This window comes from Pseudomonas sp. AB6, from assembly GCF_034314105.1.
Classification (GTDB): Bacteria; Pseudomonadota; Gammaproteobacteria; order Pseudomonadales; family Pseudomonadaceae; genus Aquipseudomonas.
In genome coordinates this window covers 4,650,679-4,673,194 of sequence record NZ_JAVIWJ010000001.1, presented here as the reverse complement: position 1 = coordinate 4,673,194, position 22,516 = coordinate 4,650,679, and the positions used below count along the sequence as shown (strand labels likewise).

Here is a 22,516-nt window from a genome sequence, read left to right as displayed (position 1 = left end):
TACAGGGTTACTTCTTGGCGGCTGCCTTCACGCTACGCTGGCGCAGAGCTTCGAACAGGCAAACACCAGTGGCGACGGACACGTTCAAACTGCTAACGCTGCCAGCCATAGGCAGTTTTACCAAGTAGTCGCAATGGTCGCGCGTCAGACGACGCATGCCCTTGCCTTCAGCACCCATAATCAAGATGGTCGGACCGGTCAGGTCTTGCTGATAAAGTTCTACTTCCGCCTCCCCCGCCGTGCCAACAACCCACAAACCACGCTGCTGCAGTTTTTCCAGAGTGCGCGCCAGGTTAGTCACGGCCACCAAAGGAATCACCTCCGCGGCGCCACAAGCAACTTTTCGCACGGTCGGGGTCAGCGTTGCTGACTTGTCTTTCGGCACAATCACTGCCAATGCCCCCGCCGCATCGGCGGTACGCAAGCAAGCGCCGAGGTTGTGCGGATCTGTCACGCCATCCAGCACTAAGATCAAGGGCGGACCTTCGGTACGGTCGAGAAGCTCATCAAGCATCGCTTCGCCCCACACCTGGCTCGGACTGACTTCAGCTACAACGCCTTGGTGAACCCCTTCGACCCAAACGTCCATCTCGCGCCGCTCAGCTTGACCTACCGACACCCGATTTTCGTTGGCCAACTGAATCAATACCTGAACGCGCGGATCATTACGATTTTCCGCCAACCAGACTTGCTTGACCCGTTTTGGGTGATGACGCAGCAATGCTTCTACGGCGTGAACGCCGTAGATTTTTTCCAGCGAACTCATGATTTGGCCTTAGGTTTACGCACCCCACCGCTTTTAGCGGCAGGTACCGAGCCCTCTTTTGGCGGCCCCTTACGATGCTTACTTGGCTTGGTTGGCTTACCCGTCAAAGCAGAGTCTGCTTTATTGGACTTTCCCGACGCCGCCTTTCCACCACCTTTCGCTTCAGACAGCAGAGCCTGCTTCAATTCACGGCTTTTGCGCACTTCAGCGTTTTTTGCGGCAGCGTCACTTGGGCGATAAGCCTCGGCCACTGGCGCAGCCTTGACCGGCGCGCCACGGCGCCCTGCGGACTTGGCAGGTGCTTGGGTTTTATCCACCGGAGCCGGAGTTGTTTCAGCACCACGACGCTTGCGGCCAATTGGCGCGCTGATGGTCTTTTCAGACATTTCGAAGTCGATTTTTCGTTCATCGAGATCGACGCGCATGACCCGTACTTCAACCGTGTCGCCCAAGCGAAAACTACGGCCCGTGCGCTCGCCCGCCAGGCGGTGATGCACGGGGTCGAAGTGGTAGTAATCGCCCGGCAAAGCCGTGACGTGCACCAAGCCTTCGACGTAGATGTCTGTCAGCTCAACAAACAAACCAAAACCTGTTACGGCAGTGATGACGCCCGGGAACGATTCACCCACGCGATCCTTCATGAACTCGCATTTGAGCCAATTGACCACATCACGCGTGGCTTCATCGGCGCGACGCTCGCTCATGGAGCACTGCTCACCCAACTGTTCCAGCGCTGCTTCATCGTAAGGATAGATGCGCGCTTTCGGAATAGTCATGGCACCGGCGCGACGAACGTGTGGTGTGTCTTGCTTGGAGCGGATCACGCTACGAATCGCACGGTGCGTGAGCAGGTCCGGGTAACGGCGGATCGGCGAGGTGAAGTGCGTGTAAGCCTCATAATTCAGGCCAAAGTGACCCTGATTGTCGGCGCTGTACACCGCCTGACTCAACGAACGCAGCATCACGGTTTGAATCAGGTGGAAATCCGGACGATCCTTGATGCTGGCCAGCAGTGCCTGGTAATCCTTGGGCGATGGGCCATCTTTACCTTTATGCAACGACAGACCCAGCTCACCGAGGAAGGTACGAAGTTTTTCCAGGCGCTCAGGCGGCGGGCCGTCGTGAACCCGATACAAGGCAGGAATTTCGTGCTTTTTCAGGAAAGCAGCGGTAGCCACGTTGGCAGCCAGCATGCATTCTTCGATTAGCTTGTGGGCGTCGTTGCGCGTGGTCGGGCGAATTTCGGCGATTTTGCGCTCGGTACCGAAGATGATCCTGGTTTCCTGCGTTTCAAAATCGATCGCGCCTCGGGTATGACGGGCCGCCAGCAGGACTTTGTACAGCGAGTACAGCTGCTTCAAGTCCGGCACAACGTCGGAATACTCTTCACGCAACTGCTTGGCTTCAGCCGTTTTCGGCTGTTCCAAAATTGCGCTCACTTTGTTGTAGGTCAGACGAGCGTGGGAGTGAATGATCCCTTCGTAGAACTGGTAGTCGGTCATTTCGCCGGTTTTCGAGATAGTCATCTCGCAAACCATGGCCAAGCGATCAACGTGCGGGTTCAGCGAGCACAGGCCATTGGAGAGTTGCTCAGGGAGCATTGGCACAACGCGCTCAGGGAAGTACACCGAGTTACCACGAACTTGAGACTCGGTATCCAGCGCCGAGCCAATTTTGACATAGCTCGATACGTCGGCAATGGCGACGTACAGTTTCCAGCCACCTGAGAACAGGCGCAGCTTGCCCGGCTTGGCTTCGCAGTAAACAGCATCGTCAAAGTCGCGAGCGTCTTCACCATCAATAGTTACGAACGGCAAGTGACGCAAATCGACGCGGTGTTCCTTGTCCTTTTCTTCGACTTCCGGCTTGAGCTTGGCGGCTTCTTTGAGCACGGCTTCCGGCCAGACATGCGGAATATCATAGGTGCGCAGCGCGACATCGATTTCCATGCCGGGCGCCATGTAGTTGCCCACCACTTCTACGACGTCACCTTGCGGCTGGAAGCGTGCAGTCGGCCAATGGGTAATTTTGACCTCTACGAACTGACCCACCTTAGCGCTGGAGTTGCGCCCTGGAGTGATCAGTACTTCTTGCTGAATCTTCGGGTTATCCGGCACAACAAAACCAATACCGCCCTCCTCGAAGTAGCGACCCACAATGGTTTCATGGGCGCGGGAGATGATTTCCACGATCACACCTTCGCGGCGACCCCGGCGATCTAGACCAGAGACCCGAGCCAGACCGCGGTCGCCATCGAACACCAGACGCATTTGCGCCGGACTCATGAACAGGTCATCAGAGCCATCATCAGGGATCAGGAAGCCGAAGCCGTCACGATGACCCGAAATGCGACCGAGGATCAGATCGAGCTTATCCACGGGGGCATAGGTGCCTCGACGGGTATAGATCAACTGAGCATCCCGCTCCATAGCGCGCAAGCGACGACGCAGGGCTTCAAACTGATCTTCAGTGGTCAGCCCAAACTCTTCCACCAATTGCTCACGGCTTGCTGGCGACCCGCGGTCAGCAAGGTGCTGCAAAATCAGCTCACGGCTGGGGATAGGGTTTTCGTATTTTTCCGCTTCACGCGCGGCCTCGGGATCGAGGGACTGCCAATCGGCCATTAGAATGAGTTCACCTTATCTGTATATATTTAGTTTGGCATATACCGGATTGAAACGCGAAGACACCATTTGTTACTCTGCCCCGCTATTGGGAAAAAATATTTCACAGCGGGGGGGTTTACAGCTCCTAAACTCATCCGTAAGATGCGCCCCACAACGACGGCAACGTTGTTGTAGTTGAAAGTAAACGATAATTTCCGAGTTAAATCAGACCTTATTGACGAACCCAACGAACTGCCCAGATGGTGAAATTGGTAGACACGCCAGCTTCAGGTGCTGGTGACCGCAAGGTCGTGGAAGTTCGAGTCTTCTTCTGGGCACCAATTTAAACAAAACCGAGCCCTGCGCTCGGTTTTGTGTTTTATGCGTTTGAGACGCTATATCAAACTTTCACACCGCAGAGAGCGCAGAGAAAGAGAGCCCCTAACACCCCCCTTCTCTTTGTTTCGTTACGCTCTTTTAGGCGCGAAATTGCCCAAGGCTCGCCTTCAGTTGCGCAGCCAAGCCATCCAACACCTTGCCACTGGCCGTCGTTTCGACCACCGCTTGCGCTGCGCGCTGTGCCTGAGCATGAATTACTTCGACCCGCCCTCTTACCGCTTGCGCACCCTGCGCCTGATGCTCAGCTGCCTGCGTTGCCAGCCCAATGGCTGCATGTACTTGCTCGACCGAGGCTTGTACCGACAATTGCAGCTTTGCGCTGTCTCGCAGCACCGCCAACCCCTCGTTCGCTTGGCGCCCCGCTAAACCAATAGCCGCAACCGCCTCTTTAGCACCCTGCTGCAATGCACCAATGTGCGCTTGAATATCACCCGTAGAGCGTTGCGTCTTACTCGCCAGTGCGCGAACCTCATCAGCTACGACTGCAAAACCACGACCTGTCTCACCTGCGCGGGCCGCTTCAATGGCTGCGTTCAGCGCCAATAAGTTCGTTTGTTCCGCAATTCCATGAATGACCGTGAGTACCACTTCAATTTGTTCGCTCTGCTGCGCCAATCGCTCGATGACCTTGGCCCCGGTGTCGACTTGGCTCGCTAGTGCCTCAATCAATCCGCCAACCTGCGCAGACGTCCGGGTGTTTTCGTCGGTGGCCTGACGAATTCCTACCACCTGCTGCAAAGCCGATTGCATGGCCTGACTTTCTGCCTGAGCTTCATCGGCCATCTGCGAAAGGGCTTGTAGGCTGGCAGCCACCTCATCACGCTGAGACTCTGCTGCTGCACCAGCACCGGCATTGCGACGGCTCAATGCACCAATTTCTACACCCGTGAGCTGAGCGACATCGCCCGCCTCGCGCACAATGGGCTGCAACTTGTCGACGAAGCGATTGACCGCCGCCGCCATGTCACCAATTTCGTCGTTGCTGCTTAGCTGAACACGCTTGGTCAGATCACCCTCTCCGGCCGCAAGATCGTTCAGCGCCGCGATCAGTAGATGCAATTTACTTACAACCCGACGACCGAGCACCACAGCTAATAGCAGCAGCACGCCCAACCCGACCAGCGCCAGCCCCAAGCCTATGCGCCAGCGCAACGTAGCTGCTGCTTCCTGGACAGTGCTGCTGGTATTGGCGGCCATTGCCGATGCGGCGGATTGTGCCGACTGCAAACGCGTGCGTAATGCTTTCGAACTGTCCGCCGCTGCGTTCACCAAGCTGTCAGACACTAACTGCTCGGCACCCACAATTAAAGCCGAGAACCGCGTGTCCAACGCCGCCAAATTGGTCTCTACCGTGGAGGTGGTGACACCCATCACCACTTTGCCGATTTCCACACCGTTCGGACTGATCGACGCTTCGACGTAGTAAACCGACGAGTCATGCTGGGCAGCGTTCAGGACTTTATCGATAGGCCTATCGCCCTCGCCTTTGGCCAGCAAGGCCTTGATCTGCGGGTTATCGCGATTCAAGTAGCGGGTCAGATGCTCACCCTGTGCGTCGTTATAAACCACGAACAATACATTGGGGTTTCGCTGAGCCCGGCGGGCGAACTCCGACAATGTTGGCGTGTCGTTATCCCACATGGCGCGCGGGGCGACTGCCGCCAGCAATTGAGCCATGTCGTTTGCCGAATCATGCAAATCTTTTTCGAGGGTGCCGCGCAACTGCACCTGTTCGTCTTTAAGACGCGACGACAGTCCAGCGCTTAGGCGTTGGCGAGTGCTGGAGGAAAGGGCGTCGAGACTGGAGGTCACTTCGCTACTTGCCTGCTCTAACTGAGCAGTAAGGTTTTGCGAATCAGCACCTAGACGGATCGCTAAATCGGCTTCAAGCGCAGTAACGGTGCTCCGGGTCAGGGCAACTGCCACAACCACCTGCACCAAAAGGGCAACGCCAAGGGCGATGAACACGGGTCGCAACAAGCGACTCCGCAAAAGAGAAAGGACGGCCGACATGGTGGAATTCCCCTACTGCAGACGCCATTAAAATGATGGCGTTCTTTAATAATAGAATTCACAGCAAGTGCCGTGCCGCTCCAGCACCCATCACATCACTCAAAAACAAAGGGCCGCATGAGCGACCCTTTGTATATCTTTCAACGACTTATCAGGCAAACGGATGACGCAACACGATGGTTTCGTTTCGATCCGGGCCTGTCGAAATAATGTCAATCGGCGCGCCGACCAGTTCTTCTACGCGCTTGATGTAAGCCCGAGCGTTCGCTGGAAGCTCTTCCAAGGTCTTGGCACCCACGGTCGATTCGGTCCAGCCTGGCATTTCTTCGTACACAGGCACCAGACCGATGTAGCTGTCGGCGTCGGTCGGGGCGTCAATGACGGCGCCGTTTTCGTTCTGATAACCCACGCAGATGTTGATGGTTTCCAGACCGTCGAGCACATCCAGCTTGGTCAGGCAAAGACCGGAGATGCTGTTGATCTCGATAGCGCGACGCAGGATAACCGCATCGAACCAACCGCACCGGCGCGCACGGCCAGTAGTTGCACCAAACTCGTGCCCACGCTTTGCCAGAAACGCACCAACGTCGTCAAACAGTTCAGTCGGGAATGGACCTGAGCCAACACGTGTGGTGTAAGCCTTGGTGATACCGAGGATGTAGTCGAGGTACATCGGGCCGAAACCCGAACCGGTGGCGATGCCGCCGGCGGTGGTGTTCGAGCTGGTCACGTAAGGATAGGTACCGTGGTCGATATCCAGCAGCGATCCTTGGGCACCTTCGAACATGATGTCTTTGCCTTCGCGGCGCATTTCATGCAGCGCAGCAGTGACGTCGAGCATCATCGGCTTGAGCAGCTCAGCGTATTCCATGCACTCGTCGAGTGTTTTCTGGAAGTCGATGGCAGGCTCTTTGTAGTAATTAACCAGAACAAAGTTGTGGTAATCGAGCAGCTCGCCCAATTTCGCGGCGAACCGCTCACGATGGAATAGATCGCCGATGCGCAGACCGCGACGCGCTACTTTGTCTTCATAAGCCGGGCCGATACCGCGACCGGTGGTACCGATCTTCAGTTCTCCGCGAGCTTTCTCACGCGCCTGGTCCAGCGCGACGTGGTAAGACAGAATCAACGGGCAAGAAGGGCTGATACGCAGACGTTCACGTACTGGAATACCCTTTTCTTCAAGCTTGATGATTTCTCGCATTAGAGCGTCAGGCGCAACCACTACACCATTGCCGATCAGGCACTGCACGCCTGCGCGCAGCACACCGGATGGGATCAGGTGCAATACGGTTTTTTCACCGTCGATGACCAACGTGTGACCAGCGTTGTGTCCGCCTTGATAACGGACCACGGCGGTAGCGTGTTCGGTCAGCAGATCAACGATCTTGCCTTTGCCCTCATCACCCCATTGGGTGCCCAGGACTACGACATTCTTACCCATAACACTTGTCCTCATTCACACAAACTAGGTGCCGGCAGCGGCCGACAGGAAAACTCAAGAGGCCAGCGGCAGCAACTGCCATAGCCCTTCATGCTGAACCAACTGCTGGTCACAATCGGCATCGTGCGCGGCAGACAACAGCTGGCCAGGCAATGCCTGAACGACGCGGTGACCTGCGCTACGCAATTGGCAGACCTGTTGCCAGAGTGCCGCATCCGTACTGTCGGGCATCCAGATACCGCCAGACGGTAGCTCGATTTCCGCACGCCCCATTGTCACCAGGGTTTTCAAATCGGTAGAAAAACCGGTAGCAGGACGCGCCCGGCCAAAATCTGCACCGATGTCGTCATAACGGCCGCCTTGCGCGATCGACTGACCAACACCCGGCACGAATACCGCGAACACGACGCCGGTGTGGTAGTGATAACCCCGTAGCTCACCGAGATCGAAGTACAACGGCAATTGCGGGAAACGCGCAGAAAGGCGCTCCGCAATGGTCAACAAATCATCCAGCGCAGCCAATACCGGCGCTGGCGCACGAGCGAGTCGATCACGGGCCGAGACCAAAACTTCAGGTCCGCCGCACAAATCAACCAGCGCCCGCAACATCGTTGCCAGATCAACCGGCAAGTTAGCGGTGAGCGCAATGACTTCGTCTATTGCCTTACGCTGCAAAGCATCGAATAACTGCTGCTCGACTTCGCCCGACAAACCAGCCGCACGCGCCAGACCACGGTAGATACCCACGTGGCCCAGGTCCATATGCACGTCCGGCACATCGGCCAATTGCAGCATTGCCAGCATAAGGCTAATGACTTCGACATCACTGCTCGGACTGGCGTCGCCATAGAGCTCGGCGCCTACCTGGATGGGGCTACGCGACGATGACAGCGCTCGCGGCTGAGCGTGCAAAACGCTGCCGGCATAACACAGACGGCTTGGCCCTTCGCGACGCAGCGTATGCGCATCGATACGTGCGACTTGCGGCGTGATATCTGCACGGAAGCCCATCTGCCGCCCCGATTGCGGATCGATCACTTTGAACGTCCGCAAATCAAGGTCCTGGCCCGCGCCAGTCAACAGCGACTCCAGGTACTCGATATGCGGAGTGACGACGAACTCATAACCCCAGCTCTGAAACAGGTCCAACACCTGACGACGCGCTGTTTCAATGCGCGCAGCTTCTGGTGGCAGTACTTCTTCGATGCCATCTGGTAGCAGCCAGCGGTCAACCGTTGCCATTACGCCAATCCCCTATGATCCGGGCGGCCAGCCCTGAGGGCGAGCCTTGAGTGAAGCAGAGTGTGGTCACGCTCTGCGTGCCTGTTCAATAACAAGCCCAACAGAACTGGCGCCCTAGACCCGCCCGGCAACCACTCTCCTCGAAAAACCTTGCCCCGCGCGTTACCACGCCGCGGCCTATCCATCGTGCAGACGCAAAAAAGCCGGGATTTTCCCGGCTGCCGCATCATACACACGTTTTCTCCCGTGATCACCCCACCGAGCAGTTTTGCCGCCCGGCGGGTGAATCGATTACGGCTTGGATTTTTCCAGGTAACGGAAGAAATCGCTGCTTGGGTCCAGCACCATCACGTCACTTTTACTTGCGAAACTCTCACGATAGGCACGCAGGCTGCGGTAGAACGCATAGAACTCTTGATCCTGACCGTAGGCTTTGGAGTAGATCGCAGCGGCCTGAGCATCACCATCACCGCGAGCCTCCTCAGACTCGCGATAGGCCTCTGCCAAAAGAACACGGCGCTGACGATCAGCGTCGGCACGAATGCCTTCTGCCAGCTCGTTACCCTTGGCCCGGTGATCTCGCGCCTCACGCTCACGCTCGGTACTCATGCGCTCAAAGACACTGCGATTAACCTCCTTCGGCAGATCGATAGCCTTCACCCTGACGTCAATGACCTCGATACCCAGCTCTTTACTGGCCATCGCGCTCAGTGAAGCGGTAATGTCGGCCATCAGCGCGTCACGCTCACCCGACACGACTTCATGCAAGGTGCGCTTGCCGAACTGATCTCGCAGCCCGGATTCAAGACGACGAGACAACCGCTCATCAGCGATTTGCTTGAGACCCGAAGTCGCCGTGTAGAAGCGCTCGGCGTCCTTCACACGCCACTTGGCGTAGGCGTCGACCATGACGGCTTTCTTTTCGAGCGTCAGGAAACGTTGCGTCGGCGCATCGAGGGTCAATAAGCGACCATCGAATTTACGCACCTGATTCACGTAAGGAATCTTCACGTGCAAGCCCGGCTGGACGTCGGGCTGGACGACACGACCGAATTGCAACAGGACCGCACGCTCAGTCTGAGTAACTATATAGAAGCTGTTCCAGGCAACGACCGCCAGCACTACACAAACAATCAGGGCGATCAGCGATTTATTGCTCATCAGCGACTCTCCCTTGTACGCGTATCATGCTGCTGTTGAGTATCGGTTGCAGTGCGTGCCCCGATATCCGTACTAGCGGCAGGTGAACCGATTGTCGGAGCGTTGGTGGCGCGACCACTTTCGATCATCTTGTCCAACGGCAGGTAAAGCAGATTGTTCTGACCTTTATTGCCACCGGTCACGAGCACCTTACTGGTGTTGGTGAACACCTCTTGCATGGTGTCCAGATACAGACGCTCACGCGTCACTTCTGGAGCCTTGCGATACTCGACCACTAGCTTAGTAAAACGATCGGCTTCACCTTTGGCACGCGACACGACTTCATCACGATAACCGTTGGCGTTTTCGAGGACGCGCTGAGCCTGACCACGAGCTTCCGGAATGACACCGTTAGCGTAGGTTTCAGCTTGGTTGCGCGAACGTTGCTCGTCTTCACGGGCACGGATCACATCATCGAAAGCTTCCTGAACCTCGCGAGGTGCAGCAGCGCTTTGTACGTTCACCTGGGTCACAGTGATGCCGGTGCGATACGTATCAAGGAAGCGCTGTAGACGCTCCTTGATTTCACTGGCCATCAACTCACGTCCTTCGGTCAGTACCTGATCCATCGCAGTAGACCCCACGACGTGGCGCAAAGCGCTTTCGGTCGCGTGCTGCAGACTGACTTCCGGCTGATCAACGTTCAGCACGAAATCTTTCAGGTTGGTGATCTTGTATTGCACGGTCAGTGGTACTTCGACGATATTTTCGTCTTCGGTGAGCATCTGCCCCTGCTTGCTGTAGGCACGTTCGCGAGTGACGTTTTCCTGGTATTTACGATCGAACGGCGGGAAATAGATGTTCAAGCCCGCACCGACGGTTTCATAGTATTTACCGAAGCGCAGCACCACGGCTTGCTCCTGCTCATCCACTACGTAAATAGCACTGTAGAGCCAGATCGCGACCAGCGCGACCAGCCCAATACCGAGAAGACCCAGACCACCGCCCTTGCGCTGTCCACCCTCTTCACCGCCGCCACTACCACTGCGTTTCTTACCACCACCGAACAACCCATTAAGGCTTTCCTGTAGCTTTCGGAAGGCCTCGTCGAGATCTGGTGGCCCCTTGCGGTCGCCGCCCTTGCGCTTACCACCCCAAGGATCCTGATTATTCGAGTTGCCACCCGGCTCATTCCAAGCCATAGCGCTCTCCATCTGATAAAGCAAAGACGCGCCCACGGCGCGCCAACCAATGCTACAGAATGCCTGCGTTAGCGGCACAGCCGCTTTCTCAAGCTATTATTGCAAAGTGTGTTGCTCAATGAATTCTAGCGGTTGCATTCCTTCGCGACTCACCAGGCGATTGAACTCAACACGCGGCAAACGAACCGCCAGCAAACTGCCACCCTCGTTATCATGCTCTTCGCTCTGCACAGCGCCCAACTTGAAGAACTGTGCGCGCAGTCGAGCAAAACGCTGGGGCAAGCGCAAGGTGCCAACGAATAAATCGTCACCCAGCAGCTCAGCCACAGCTTGTTTAAGCAGACCTAATCCACGACCATCACGTGCAGACAACCAGACCCGCTGCGGCTTGCCATCGGCATCCCGCTGAATCTGCGGCTCTACGCCTTCGAGTAAGTCGAGCTTGTTATACACCTCAAGAATCGGTATTCCATCAGCGCCAATCTCGCCAAGCACTGCCATTACCTGCTCAATTTGCGACAAACGCTCCGGCTCGTGCGAATCGATGACATGCAGCAGCAAGTCAGAATTGCTTGACTCTTCAAGAGTGGCGCGAAACGCTTCGACCAGTTTGTGCGGCAAATGCCGGATAAATCCTACCGTATCAGCCAACACTATTGGCCCGAAGTCATTTAGCTCTAGCCGTCGTAGGGTCGGGTCGAGGGTAGCGAACAGTTGATCAGCCGCAAAAACGTTGGAGTCGGTCACTGAATTAAATAGCGTCGACTTGCCAGCGTTGGTGTAACCCACCAACGAAACAGACGGAATATCCGCGCGTTGACGACCTCTTCGAGCCTGATCCCGCTGACTGCGAACCTTTTCCAAGCGGCTCTTGATTTGCTTCACACGTACCCGCAGCAAACGCCGGTCGGTTTCCAGCTGGGTTTCACCTGGACCGCGCATGCCGATACCGCCACCCTGCCGTTCCAAGTGAGTCCATCCGCGAACCAGCCGCGTGCTCATATGATCAAGCTGAGCAAGCTCGACCTGCAATTTACCTTCATGAGTACGCGCACGCTGCGCGAAAATATCCAGAATCAAACCTGTACGGTCAAGAACGCGACATTCGAATACGCGTTCGAGGTTACGTTCCTGACTGGGCGTGAGGATGTGATTGAAGATAACGATGTCGACATGTTCAGCTTTTACCAGGTCGCGAAGCTCCTCGACCTTACCGCTGCCAATCAAATATTTGGCTGAAGGCCTGTGACGCGGTACGGTTATGAACGCAACCGTATCGGCTCCGGCCGAAATTGCCAACTCCTGAAACTCCTGCGGATCTTCGCGCGCCTCAGGATCCTGGCCATCCAAGTGAACGAGAATAGCCCGTTCACCACCACCGTGGCGCTCAAAGAACAAAGCAGACTCCTATCAGGCGTTACCTGGCTCAGCGTCACCCGCTTCGGTTTCGGTCGCGCTTGGCAAACGAATTGGACGAACAGGTACAACGGTAGAGATGGCGTGTTTGTAAACCATTTGGCTGACAGTGTTTTTCAGCAAAATCACGAACTGGTCAAAAGACTCGATAGTGCCTTGCAGCTTGATACCGTTAACCAGATAAATCGAAACCCCAACCTTTTCTTTACGCAAAGTGTTCAGGTAAGGGTCTTGTAGCGAATGCCCTTTTGACATGTGCCGCACTCCTTTAAGGATCAATAGAAAAAAATAGTAAGAAAATTGGCTTACGCCGCCACCCCCCAAGGATAGACGGCAATTGCAAGGTCTCAGCTCAATATGGAGACCGATCCCAAGTATTTCAAGGCACGCGGCAGATTGTCGCAAGCCAGGCTGTCCAACCAGCGCAAATCTTCCCAGCTCCGTAACCAAGTGAATTGCCGTTTGGCCAGCTGGCGTGTGGCAATGATGCCGCGCTCCTGCATCTGATCCCACATCATTTCGCCGTCCAGATATTCCCAGACTTGTCGATAGCCAACAGCCCTGATAGAGGACAACCCGGCATGCAGGTCACCTCTGGCTCGCAGGGCTAAGACCTCATCAACGAACCCCTGTTCCAACATCTGTGTAAATCGTTGCGTAATTCGTTCATGCAGCAAGTGGCGATCCACCGGAGCGATGGCCAACTTCGCGACAGTATAGGGCAATTGATGGCGTCCCGAAGCGGCTGCTTGGGCACTTTGCGCACTTTGTTGCTCGCGATGTGCGGTCATACTCAAACCGCTTACTCGATACACTTCCAGAGCTCTAATCAGACGCTGCGGATCGTTTGGATGGATTCGGGCAGCAGACACCGGGTCGATTTCCGCCAATTGATCGTGTAAATCTTGCCAACCGAGGGCTGCGGCTTCGGCCTCAAGGTGCGCACGAACAATAGGATCGGCCGGCGGCATGTCCGCCAGCCCCTCCTGCAGAGCCTTGAAATACAGCATGGTGCCGCCTACCAGCAGCGGAATTTTGCCGCGGGAAGTGATTTCAGCCATTGCAGCCAATGCATCGGCGCGAAAATCGGCGGCCGAGTAACTTTGCACAGGATCAAGAATATCGATCAACCGGTGCGGAAACTCAGCCAACTGTTCTTTGGAGGGCTTAGCGGTGCCGATGTCCATGCCCCGGTAAACAAGTGCAGAGTCTACGCTGACCAGTTCACACGGAAGCGCTCTGGCGAGCGCCATTGCCAAATCGGTTTTGCCAGCAGCGGTTGGTCCCATCAGGAAAATCGCCGGGGGTAAGTCACTCATCAGCGACCGCGCAGAAACAGTTTGTCCAGATCATCCAGACCCATCTGTGTCCAGGTCGGGCGGCCGTGATTGCACTGGCCGCTGCGCTCAGTGTTCTCCATGTCACGTAGCAAGCCGTTCATTTCCGGCAGAGCCAGTCGCCGATTCGCACGCACCGCACCGTGACAGGCCATGGTGCCAAGCAATTCATTGAGGTGCGCTTGGATACGGTCGCTGGTGCCGTATTCCATCAGGTCAGCCAGCACATCGTGGACCAATCGGTTGGCTTCGGCCTGCTTAAGGAGCGCCGGAATTTGCCGAATCGCCAAGGTTTCCGGCCCTAATCGCTGCAGTTCGAAACCCAGACGTTGGAACCAAACCATGTGCTCGTCGGCGCAATCGGCTTCACGCTGACTGACAGCGATGGATTCCGGCACCAGTAGCGGCTGGCCGCTTAGCCCTTCGCTGGCCATAGCGATTTTCAGGCGCTCATACATGATGCGTTCGTGGGCAGCATGCATGTCCACCAACACCAGACCCTGTGCATTTTCCGCGAGGATATAAATACCCTTGAGCTGCGCCAGAGCATAACCCAGCGGAGGAATATCGTCTTGGGAATGGGGCAACGGTGCCGAACCCGCGCCTGGCAACGGCGCAAAGAACTCTCTGTATGCACTCTGGGCTTCAGCCGCTGGCAATACCGCACCAGCCCGCGGTGGCGAATATTGGTACTGGTAACCGGCCCCTGCCCCCGTGCCGGCAGGCCGTGCGTAGGGCTCGGCTTGCGGTTGCTCCAGTAGATTACTGGCCAGTCGCATTTCGCCCTGCGGCCCGAACTCGCCAGCATCTGGTCCGGTCGGACGCACGATAGCCGTCACCGGTACCGAGCCGCTCAAATGATCTTCAGGACGGACATCGCCAAGAGCTCGGTGCAACGTGCCGTATAAAAAGTCGTGAACCATACGCCCATCACGGAAGCGAACTTCGTGCTTGGTCGGGTGTACGTTGACGTCGACAACTGCTGGATCGACTTCGAAAAACAATACAAACGTCGGATGACGGCCGTTGAACAACACGTCGCGGTACGCCTGACGTACAGCGTGAGCAACCAGCTTGTCGCGCACGGCACGGCCGTTCACATAAAAATATTGAAGATCAGCCTGGCTACGAGAGAACGTCGGCAAACCGACCCAGCCCCAGAGGTGCAGGCCATTGCGCTCGACCTCGATAGGCAGCGCTTGCTCCAGGAAACCCGCACCACAGATAGCGGAAACACGCCGAGCGCGGGCGTTGTCATCATTGGCTTCGTGCAGGCTAAAAATGGTTTTCCCGTTGTGTCGCAGATGAAACGCGACGTCGAAACGCGCCAGCGCCATGCGTTTGATCACTTCTTGCAGGTGATCAAATTCGGTTTTTTCTGCCTTGAGAAACTTACGCCGCGCGGGCGTATTGAAGAACAGATCCCGAACTTCCACCGATGTTCCTACGGGATGCGCTGCGGGTTGCACCCGGGACGCCATATCGCGGCCTTCGGTTTCGACCTGCCACGCCTGATCGGCGTCTTTGGTGCGGGAAGTCAGGGTCAACCGTGCTACAGAGCTGATCGAGGCCAATGCTTCGCCACGAAAGCCCAGACTCATGACGCGCTCAAGGTCCTCCAGTGCGCGAATCTTGCTAGTGGCGTGACGCGCAAGGGCCAACGGCAAATCGTCGGAAGAGATACCACCGCCATCGTCGCGCACCCGCAATAGCTTGATTCCGGCCTGTTCGACGTCTATGTCGATACGCTTAGCACCCGAGTCGAGGCTATTTTCCAACAACTCTTTGATCACTGACGCGGGCCGCTCCACCACTTCGCCAGCGGCGATCTGGTTAGCGAGTCGCGGGCTTAGCAGCTCTATCCGGCCACTGCCGCCGACCAACTCATTCATGGCTGAGCTACCAACGTTGTGTTTGGGATATTTAATCGCTGACCAATCAATAATTCGTCGGTCTTAAGGTGATTGGCATTGCGTAAACTGCCGACGCTTACCTGATAACGCACAGCTATCATTCCCAGCGTCTCACCTGAACGGACAGTATGATCACGCGGTCCTTGGACAATTTTTCCGTTATCTCGTAACCATGCGATATAAGTGCCCAGAGGCGGGTTTTGCTGGAAGAACTGCCTGACGCCAGCACTGATCGACCGCGCCAAGGCTTGCTGATGAGAAGCCCCGGTCAGCTTCGCAGCCTCCGCAGCGTTGGAGATGAAACCGGTTTCCACCAAAATCGACGGGATATCGGGGGATTTGAGCACCATGAACCCCGCTTGCTCAACCCGTGATTTATGCAAAGACGTAACGCGACCAATGTTGCTCAGCACCTTCTGCCCAACGTTTAGGCTTGACGATAAAGAAGCTGTCATGGACAGGTCGAGCAGCACGCCCGCCAGCATCTTGTCTTTGTCGTCCAGGCTTACTGCGCCTGCCCCGCCGATCAAGTCAGAACGGTTTTCGCTGTCGGCTAGCCAGCGTGCAGTTTCGGACGTGGCGCCGCGCTCGGACAGCGCAAACACTGAAGCTCCAAACGCCGCTGTTGACGGGGCTGCGTCGGCGTGAATCGAGACGAACAGGTCAGCGCCCTTTTTGCGTGCGATCTCAGTGCGCTTGCGCAGCGGGATAAAATAATCGCCGGTACGCGTCAGTTCGGCGCGATAGCCTTTCTCTGCGTTAATCTGGCGCTGCAGTTCTTTGGCGATGGACAGCACGATATCTTTCTCTTTCTGACCTCGTGCACCACCTGCGCCGGGGTCTTCACCGCCGTGGCCCGCGTCAATAGCAATCACAATATCGCGCTTGCCGTTGGGCACGGGAATCAGTTTGATTTCAGGTTTAGCGGGACTGACAGGCACGGCAGGTGCTGTGTTGGCCGCAGTGTCCGGGATGGTCGGACTTGGATTGGCATCGGCGGCATCATCGAATAGGTCCACCACCAGTCTATTGCCGTACTGTTGGTTCGGCGCCAACATAAAGCTTTTTGGCGTAACTGCTTTTTTCAGGTCGATGACCACTCGCAGATCAGTGGGTGAGCGTTGCGCAGAGCGCATGCTGATAATCGGCGTATTGGCCGTGGACAGCTTCAGCGGGGCAGCCATAGTTGCGCCGTTGATGTCGATGACTAAACGATCCGGGGAGGTGAGGGTGAACACGCTGTGCTGTACAGGGCCGGTAAGATCAAAAACCAATCGCGTGTTGTCCGGCGCACGCCATAGGCGAACACTTCGGACCTGTGAGGCAGCTATAGCATCAACAGCCAGTGCCGTGAGCAGCAGACCTACAACAGTAACAAGCGCGCGCATGCGCATACCTAACCCCATCATTTATTAAAATTTCGAAGCCAAAGCGGCACACCAGGTATCACCACGGGAGTTATTTGGACTCAAAGTCAGCGTTCGACCTTCCGCATGCGGCCCAATGGTAATGGTCAAGTCAGGCTTTGGCAAAAAACCCTCACCCTTTTGAGGCCACTCGATCAGGCAAAGCGCCCCGCCATCGAAGTAATCCCTAATACCCATATACTCTAGCTCTTCGGGGTCAACCAGCCTATACAGATCAAAGTGATACGCGCGAATCATGCCAATTTCATAAGGTTCTACCAACGTAAAGGTCGGGCTTTTAACCGCCCCTTCATGACCGAATCCCCGAATGATCCCTCGTGACAAGGTAGTTTTACCCGCGCCCAGATCGCCTTTCAAAAAAATGATGCCCACCCCGGCAGTAACCTGGGCGATACGCGAACCGAAGCTCATCATGGCGTCTTCATTGACCATATGCAGCGTTAGTTCAGACAAGGTGAATGCTCCTCCAATAAGCGACGAATGGTTGGTATCAAATCAGTGGCCGCCACCCCGCGCCCCTTTGCACCTGCCTGCTCACCTGCGCGAGCGTGCAACCATACAGCCAGGCACGCTGCTTCAAAAGCTGGCAGCTTCTGCGCCATCAACGCTCCAATTAGTCCAGACAGCACATCGCCTAGTCCAGCAGTTGCCATGGCAGGGTGACCGTGATTACAGAGCGCCAAGCGTCCATCAACGTCGGCGATCAAACTTCCCGAGCCCTTGAGCACTACTACCGATTGATATTTTTGCGCCAGCCCGCGTGCCGCTGCCGGACGATCTGCCTGAACTTGTTTAATACTGATCCCTAACAAGCGCGCAGCTTCGCCGGGATGCGGTGTGATGACACTGTGCGACGGTAACGAAACCCAGCCGCGTGCCAACTGATTCAAGGCGTCAGCGTCCCAGACCTGCGGCCGCTGAACATTAGCGGCCGCAGACAACAAAGCGCGCCCCCAACTTTCCTGCCCCAGCCCCGGACCGACGACCAGCACAGTCGCTGGCTCAATCAACGCACCTAACTCGTTGGACGAGCGAATACCTGCGCACATCACCTCCGGCAGACGCGTCAGGGCGGCAGGCACATGGGCTTGACGAGTTGCCAGGGTGACCATGCCCGCACCACTGCGCAATGCGCATTCAGACGACAATACAATGGCGCCGCCGAAACCGTGATCCCCACCGACCAGCAACACCCGACCAAACATGCCTTTGTTGGCTGTTACAGCACGGGCAGCCAAACGGGGCGCGTTTACCTCTTTTAATAACTGGGCGCTGACCGGCATTGAAGCGACAATTGCCGAGTCAGCTTGCAAGTCGTCGAAGACCAATTCGCCCACCTCATCCGCACCATCTCCGGTGAACAACCCGATCTTCAGCCCGATAAACGTCACCGTGAGCTGCGCTCGCACAGCAACGCCGAGCCTTGCACCAGTGTCGGCGGACAATCCGGACGGTATGTCCACCGACGCAACCGGCAGACCGCTGGCATTGATCGCGTTGATCGCACCGAGATAGGGTTCGCGAACATCGCCGCTCAGGCCGGTGCCCAGCAATGCGTCCAACACGATACCGCTCAAGGATTGTTCGGCGGTCCAACGTTCAATGACAACGCCTGCGATGACCGCATCCGCATGTGCTTGCCCCGCGTCACCGAACAGTTGCGACGGATCACCCACAGCCAGGACAGTCACATGCCACCCGGCTTGCCGAGCCAATACGGCGACTAAATAGCCATCGCCTGCGTTGTTGCCATGCCCTGCCATGACGGTTAACTCCCGCGCTTGTGGCCAATGGCGACGAAGGGCGCGCCACGTGGCATGGGCCGCACGCTGCATCAATTCCAGGCCAGGCGTGCCATTGGCAATCAGCTTGGCGTCAAGATCTCGCACCTGCTCGGCGCAGTACAACGCGTCGGGTAATTGAGCTTTAGTGAGTTGCATGCGTTATCGGGCTCCAATGTCTGGCAGAATTATACGCACCTCAGCTCCGGTTGCCCCTTTCGCATGCCCGTTATTACTGCCGATCAGCCAATTACTGCCGACCTGGCCGACCTCGCCCAATCGATCAAGGACTGGGGTCGCGAGCTGGGCTTTCAACAAGTGGGCATTACCGACCTGGAGCTGGGCGAACACGAACAGCATTTACAACGCTGGCTGGAGGCAGGTCACCACGGCGAGATGGACTATATGGCAGCCCATGGCAGCAAACGTTCGCACCCGGAGGAGTTGGTGCCCGGTACGTTGCGCGTGGTGTCGTTGCGCATGGATTATCTACCGGGCGATACCGAGATGGTCCAGCGCTTGGCCGAATCAGAAAAGGCCTACGTCTCTCGTTATGCCCTGGGTCGGGATTACCACAAGCTAATCCGCAAGCGCGTACAACAATTGGCTGACCGCATTCAGCAGGTTATTGGCCCGTTTGGTTATAGGGCCTTCGTTGACAGCGCGCCGGTCCTAGAGAAAGCCATCGCTGAAAAAGCCGGGCTGGGCTGGATTGGCAAAAACACGCTGGTACTGAATCGCAAAGCGGGCAGTTATTTTTTCCTCAGCGAATTGTTTGTCGACCTGGCCCTGCCCGTCGATCCGCCCCACGCCACCGAACATTGCGGAAGCTGCACAGCGTGCATGGACATCTGCCCCACAGCAGCCTTTGTCGGCCCCTACCAACTAGACGCCCGGCGCTGTATTTCTTACCTGACCATTGAGCTTAAAACTGCGATTCCCGAAGAGTTACGCCCGCTGATAGGCAACCGGGTATTCGGTTGTGATGACTGCCAGATTGTCTGCCCCTGGAATCGCTTCGCTCGAGCCACCAGCCAAGGGGATTTTCAACCCCGGCACAACTTGGACAACGCAGGCCTGGCTGAGCTGTTCCTTTGGGATGAAAGCACCTTTCTCAGCAACACCGAAGGCTCACCGCTACGCCGTGCGGGTTATGAACGTTGGCTGCGCAATTTGGCGGTGGGGCTGGGCAATGCACCGTCGACCATACCGGTGCTGGAAGCGCTTGAGGCAAGGCGTGATCATCCGTCAGAGTTGGTTCGCGAGCATGTTGAATGGGCGTTGCGGCGGCATGGTCGGTGAAGACCCGAACTCGGCACCGCAGGAACCTTGTGGGACCGAATTTATTCGGGAATGGATTTCACATCACCGACGCCTTCCCGAATAAATTCGGTCCCACAGATAACAACCCGGTGCTGCGCTATTGCGGCATGTCGCGATAGATGAACTTGGGCATTTCCCAACAGAACCGAATCGCCAGCAGCCTGAATAGCAGGCCTCCCGACAGAGTAATTAGAATCGCTTGCTCGTTCGGCAGCGCCAGGTAATGGCAGAGCAAGAAACACCAAGCGGCGGCAAACGAAACGCTGGCATACAGCTCGCGACGGAAGACCAACGGGATGTCATTGCAGAAAATATCCCGCAAAATTCCGCCAAACACCCCAGTAATCACCCCGCAAACCGAGGCCACCATCAAGCCGTTGCCGGTTTCCAGCGCTGTCATGCAGCCGATCAAGGTAAATGCCACTAGCCCCAAGGCGTCCAGCACCAAAAACAATGAACGCAAGTGACGCATCAACGGCGCGATGACGATCGTCATCAGAGCAGCAACGCTGGTCAGAATCAGGTATTCCGGGTGTTTGACCCACGTCAGCGGATAGTTTCCCAGCAGGACGTCGCGAACCGAACCGCCACCCAATGCCGTGACGCAAGCGATCAACACCACGCCAAACCAGTCCATTCCGCGGCGCCCCGCTGACAAGGCACCGGTCATAGCCTCTGCGGTTATGGCGATGAGATAAAGCATCAGCAACATGGCAGGGTCCCTGTAAAAAGGCGCGCAGTCTATTTGGGACTCAATAAGTTAGGTCCCGAATAGAATCTGCATCGTTCCGGTCTGTGCCGATTACACCTTAATGAAGTGCTCACGGTAGTAGCGCAGTTCACCAATGGATTCACGGATGTCGTCCAGCGCCAGATGGGTGCCACCTTTTTTATATTTCAGTTCGGGCGCCCAACGTGCTGCCAGCTCCTTCAGGGTGGATACATCAAGGTTACGGTAATGGAAGTAGTTTTCCAGCAACGGCATGTGCCGATACAAGAAACGACGGTCTTGGCAGATGCTGTTGCCACAAATCGGCGAGGTGCGCTCTGGAACCCATTGCTGGATGAACGCCAACGTCTGCGCCTCGGCTTCTGCGGCACTGATGCGGCTGTCGCGAACCCGTTGAACCAAGCCAGAACCGCCATGTTGACGCGTGTTCCACTCGTCCATCGCAGCCAATGTTGCGTCGCTTTGATGCACAGCAATCACCGGACCTTCGGCCAGCGTGTTCAGTTCGCTGTCGGTAATGATGGTCGCCATTTCAATAATGACGTCGGTATCAGGGTCCAAACCGGTCATTTCCAGATCGATCCAAATCAGATTTTGCGTGTTCTGCATGTCAGCGCTCCTCAACTTAGGCGCGCAGTTTAGCCTAGCCGAGCGTGCTAGACTCCTTCGCGTTTATCTAATCAGCTGCTTTATCAAATCGGAACACCCATGGCCAAACGCCAACTCAATCGTCGTCAAAACTGGCGCATCGAAAAGATTCAAGGCGAGCGCGCTGCGCGTGCTGCCAAACGTGAATCGGCAACCCTTGAAACCCTTGAGGGCGGTGACCTCGGTCCTGAGCAGACCGGGCTAGTCATCGCGCACTTTGGCGTACAGGTCGAAGTCGAAGTGCAAGAAGGTGAACAGGCCGGCCAGGTTTGCCGTTGCCACTTGCGCGCCAACCTGCCCGCTTTGGTTACTGGCGACCGAGTCGTCTGGCGTGCCGGCAATCAAGGCATCGGCGTCATCGTCGCGCAATTGCCGCGCATCACTGAGCTTTGCCGCCCGGACAGCCGGGGCCAACTGAAGCCTGTGGCCGCCAACGTCGATATGATCGTGATCGTGTTTGCACCCTTGCCTGAACCTCACGCCAACCTGATCGACCGTTATCTGGTTGCGGCTGAGCATGCAGGCATCCGCCCCCTGTTACTGCTGAACAAAGCGGACCTGATCGACGATCAGAACGCCCCGGCGCTGAACGCATTGCTGGCGGTTTACCGGCAGTTGGGCTATCCATTACTGGAGGTGTCTGCACACCAAGGCGACGGCATGCAACAGCTGCAAGATCAGCTGGATGGGCGAATCAGCGTGTTTGTGGGTCAGTCCGGGGTGGGCAAATCATCGCTGGTAAACAGCTTGCTGCCAGAAGTCGAAGCACGTGTAGGGCCGCTTTCGGAACAGTCCGGCCAAGGTACGCATACCACGACCACTGCCCGCCTGTTCCACTTCCCGCGTGGCGGCGATCTGGTCGACTCCCCTGGTATTCGCGAGTTTGGCTTGGGGCACGTCAGTCGCTCAGATGTGGAAGCCGGTTTTATCGAGTTCAATAACTTGATCGGCACCTGCCGGTTCCGCGATTGCAAACATGACCGTGAGCCCGGCTGCGCACTGCTCAAGGCCCTGGAAGAAGGTCGCGTGCAGCAGCAGAGGATGAACAGCTACCGCTCAATCATCGCCAGCCTGCCGGAAAACAGTTACTGACTCGGCCTGTCCAACGTTTTCTGTAGATGCCGCCTTG

Annotated in this window: 18 protein-coding genes and 1 tRNA gene; 3 read left to right on the top strand and 16 right to left on the bottom strand. The window is 56.5% G+C overall.

What is annotated here, in order from left to right:
* Positions 1 to 7: 7 nt before the first annotated feature.
* The gene (rlmB, locus tag RGW60_RS21785; RefSeq protein ID WP_297838593.1) at positions 8 to 766 is read right to left on the bottom strand and encodes a 23S rRNA (guanosine(2251)-2'-O)-methyltransferase RlmB; all 759 of its coding nucleotides are present in this window, start codon (positions 764 to 766) and stop codon (positions 8 to 10) included.
* Positions 763 to 3,390, bottom strand: a complete 2,628-nt coding sequence (rnr, locus tag RGW60_RS21780; RefSeq protein WP_322206557.1) for a ribonuclease R — start codon at positions 3,388 to 3,390, stop codon at positions 763 to 765. Before rnr ends, rlmB begins: the two co-directional genes overlap by 4 nt.
* 236 nt (positions 3,391 to 3,626) lie before the next feature.
* Between rnr and RGW60_RS21775 the strand changes: the two genes are divergently transcribed.
* Positions 3,627 to 3,713: transfer RNA gene (locus RGW60_RS21775), tRNA-Leu, on the top strand.
* A 136-nt stretch (positions 3,714 to 3,849) separates the two neighbouring features.
* Here the strand turns inward: RGW60_RS21775 and RGW60_RS21770 are convergent.
* From RGW60_RS21770 to RGW60_RS21715, 12 genes are all read right to left on the bottom strand, one after another.
* Positions 3,850 to 5,784, bottom strand: coding sequence for a methyl-accepting chemotaxis protein (locus RGW60_RS21770; RefSeq protein ID WP_322206556.1), 1,935 nt, complete (start codon positions 5,782 to 5,784; stop codon positions 3,850 to 3,852).
* Between the two features lie 151 nt (positions 5,785 to 5,935).
* Positions 5,936 to 7,228 (bottom strand): adenylosuccinate synthase, encoded by a 1,293-nt coding sequence (locus RGW60_RS21765; protein WP_322206555.1) that lies wholly within the window; start codon positions 7,226 to 7,228, stop codon positions 5,936 to 5,938.
* Between the two features lie 54 nt (positions 7,229 to 7,282).
* Positions 7,283 to 8,470: an ATP phosphoribosyltransferase regulatory subunit gene (locus RGW60_RS21760; protein WP_322206554.1), complete on the bottom strand. Its 1,188-nt coding sequence runs from the start codon at positions 8,468 to 8,470 to the stop codon at positions 7,283 to 7,285.
* Between the two features lie 291 nt (positions 8,471 to 8,761).
* Positions 8,762 to 9,631 (bottom strand): protease modulator HflC, encoded by an 870-nt coding sequence (gene hflC / locus RGW60_RS21755; protein ID WP_322206553.1) that lies wholly within the window; start codon positions 9,629 to 9,631, stop codon positions 8,762 to 8,764.
* Complete coding sequence (hflK, locus tag RGW60_RS21750) at positions 9,631 to 10,812, bottom strand: FtsH protease activity modulator HflK (protein WP_322206552.1); 1,182 nt, start codon at positions 10,810 to 10,812, stop codon at positions 9,631 to 9,633. Before hflK ends, hflC begins: the two co-directional genes overlap by 1 nt.
* 96 nt (positions 10,813 to 10,908) lie before the next feature.
* Positions 10,909 to 12,210 (bottom strand): ribosome rescue GTPase HflX, encoded by a 1,302-nt coding sequence (hflX, locus tag RGW60_RS21745; protein ID WP_322206551.1) that lies wholly within the window; start codon positions 12,208 to 12,210, stop codon positions 10,909 to 10,911.
* A gap of 12 nt (positions 12,211 to 12,222) precedes the next feature.
* Positions 12,223 to 12,483, bottom strand: coding sequence for an RNA chaperone Hfq (gene hfq / locus RGW60_RS21740; protein WP_299828917.1), 261 nt, complete (start codon positions 12,481 to 12,483; stop codon positions 12,223 to 12,225).
* 92 nt (positions 12,484 to 12,575) lie between these two features.
* Positions 12,576 to 13,547, bottom strand: a complete 972-nt coding sequence (gene miaA, locus RGW60_RS21735; protein WP_322206550.1) for a tRNA (adenosine(37)-N6)-dimethylallyltransferase MiaA — start codon at positions 13,545 to 13,547, stop codon at positions 12,576 to 12,578.
* Positions 13,547 to 15,457 (bottom strand): DNA mismatch repair endonuclease MutL, encoded by a 1,911-nt coding sequence (gene mutL / locus RGW60_RS21730; RefSeq protein WP_322206549.1) that lies wholly within the window; start codon positions 15,455 to 15,457, stop codon positions 13,547 to 13,549. The genes miaA and mutL overlap by 1 nt, the downstream gene beginning before the upstream one ends.
* Positions 15,454 to 16,872 carry an N-acetylmuramoyl-L-alanine amidase gene (locus RGW60_RS21725; RefSeq protein WP_322206548.1) on the bottom strand — a complete coding sequence of 473 codons (1,419 nt, stop codon included), beginning with the start codon at positions 16,870 to 16,872 and terminating at the stop codon, positions 15,454 to 15,456. Before RGW60_RS21725 ends, mutL begins: the two co-directional genes overlap by 4 nt.
* 18 nt (positions 16,873 to 16,890) lie before the next feature.
* Positions 16,891 to 17,358, bottom strand: a complete 468-nt coding sequence (gene tsaE, locus RGW60_RS21720; RefSeq protein WP_322206547.1) for a tRNA (adenosine(37)-N6)-threonylcarbamoyltransferase complex ATPase subunit type 1 TsaE — start codon at positions 17,356 to 17,358, stop codon at positions 16,891 to 16,893.
* A complete protein-coding gene (locus tag RGW60_RS21715; RefSeq protein ID WP_322206546.1) occupies positions 17,346 to 18,845 on the bottom strand; it encodes an NAD(P)H-hydrate dehydratase in 1,500 nt (499 codons plus the stop codon). The genes tsaE and RGW60_RS21715 overlap by 13 nt, the downstream gene beginning before the upstream one ends.
* Positions 18,846 to 18,908: 63 nt before the next feature.
* Here RGW60_RS21715 and queG point away from each other — a divergent pair, with 63 nt between their 5' ends.
* On the top strand, positions 18,909 to 19,988 hold the full coding sequence (gene queG, locus RGW60_RS21710; RefSeq protein WP_322206545.1) for a tRNA epoxyqueuosine(34) reductase QueG: 1,080 nt from the start codon (positions 18,909 to 18,911) through the stop codon (positions 19,986 to 19,988).
* Between the two features lie 118 nt (positions 19,989 to 20,106).
* Here the strand turns inward: queG and RGW60_RS21705 are convergent, their stop codons facing one another.
* Complete coding sequence (locus tag RGW60_RS21705; RefSeq protein WP_322206544.1) at positions 20,107 to 20,721, bottom strand: trimeric intracellular cation channel family protein; 615 nt, start codon at positions 20,719 to 20,721, stop codon at positions 20,107 to 20,109.
* 90 nt (positions 20,722 to 20,811) lie between these two features.
* Positions 20,812 to 21,348 (bottom strand): oligoribonuclease, encoded by a 537-nt coding sequence (gene orn, locus RGW60_RS21700; protein WP_322206543.1) that lies wholly within the window; start codon positions 21,346 to 21,348, stop codon positions 20,812 to 20,814.
* A gap of 99 nt (positions 21,349 to 21,447) precedes the next feature.
* Here orn and rsgA point away from each other — a divergent pair, with 99 nt between their 5' ends.
* A complete protein-coding gene (gene rsgA, locus RGW60_RS21695) occupies positions 21,448 to 22,479 on the top strand; it encodes a small ribosomal subunit biogenesis GTPase RsgA (protein WP_322206542.1) in 1,032 nt (343 codons plus the stop codon).
* Positions 22,480 to 22,516 lie beyond the last annotated feature (37 nt).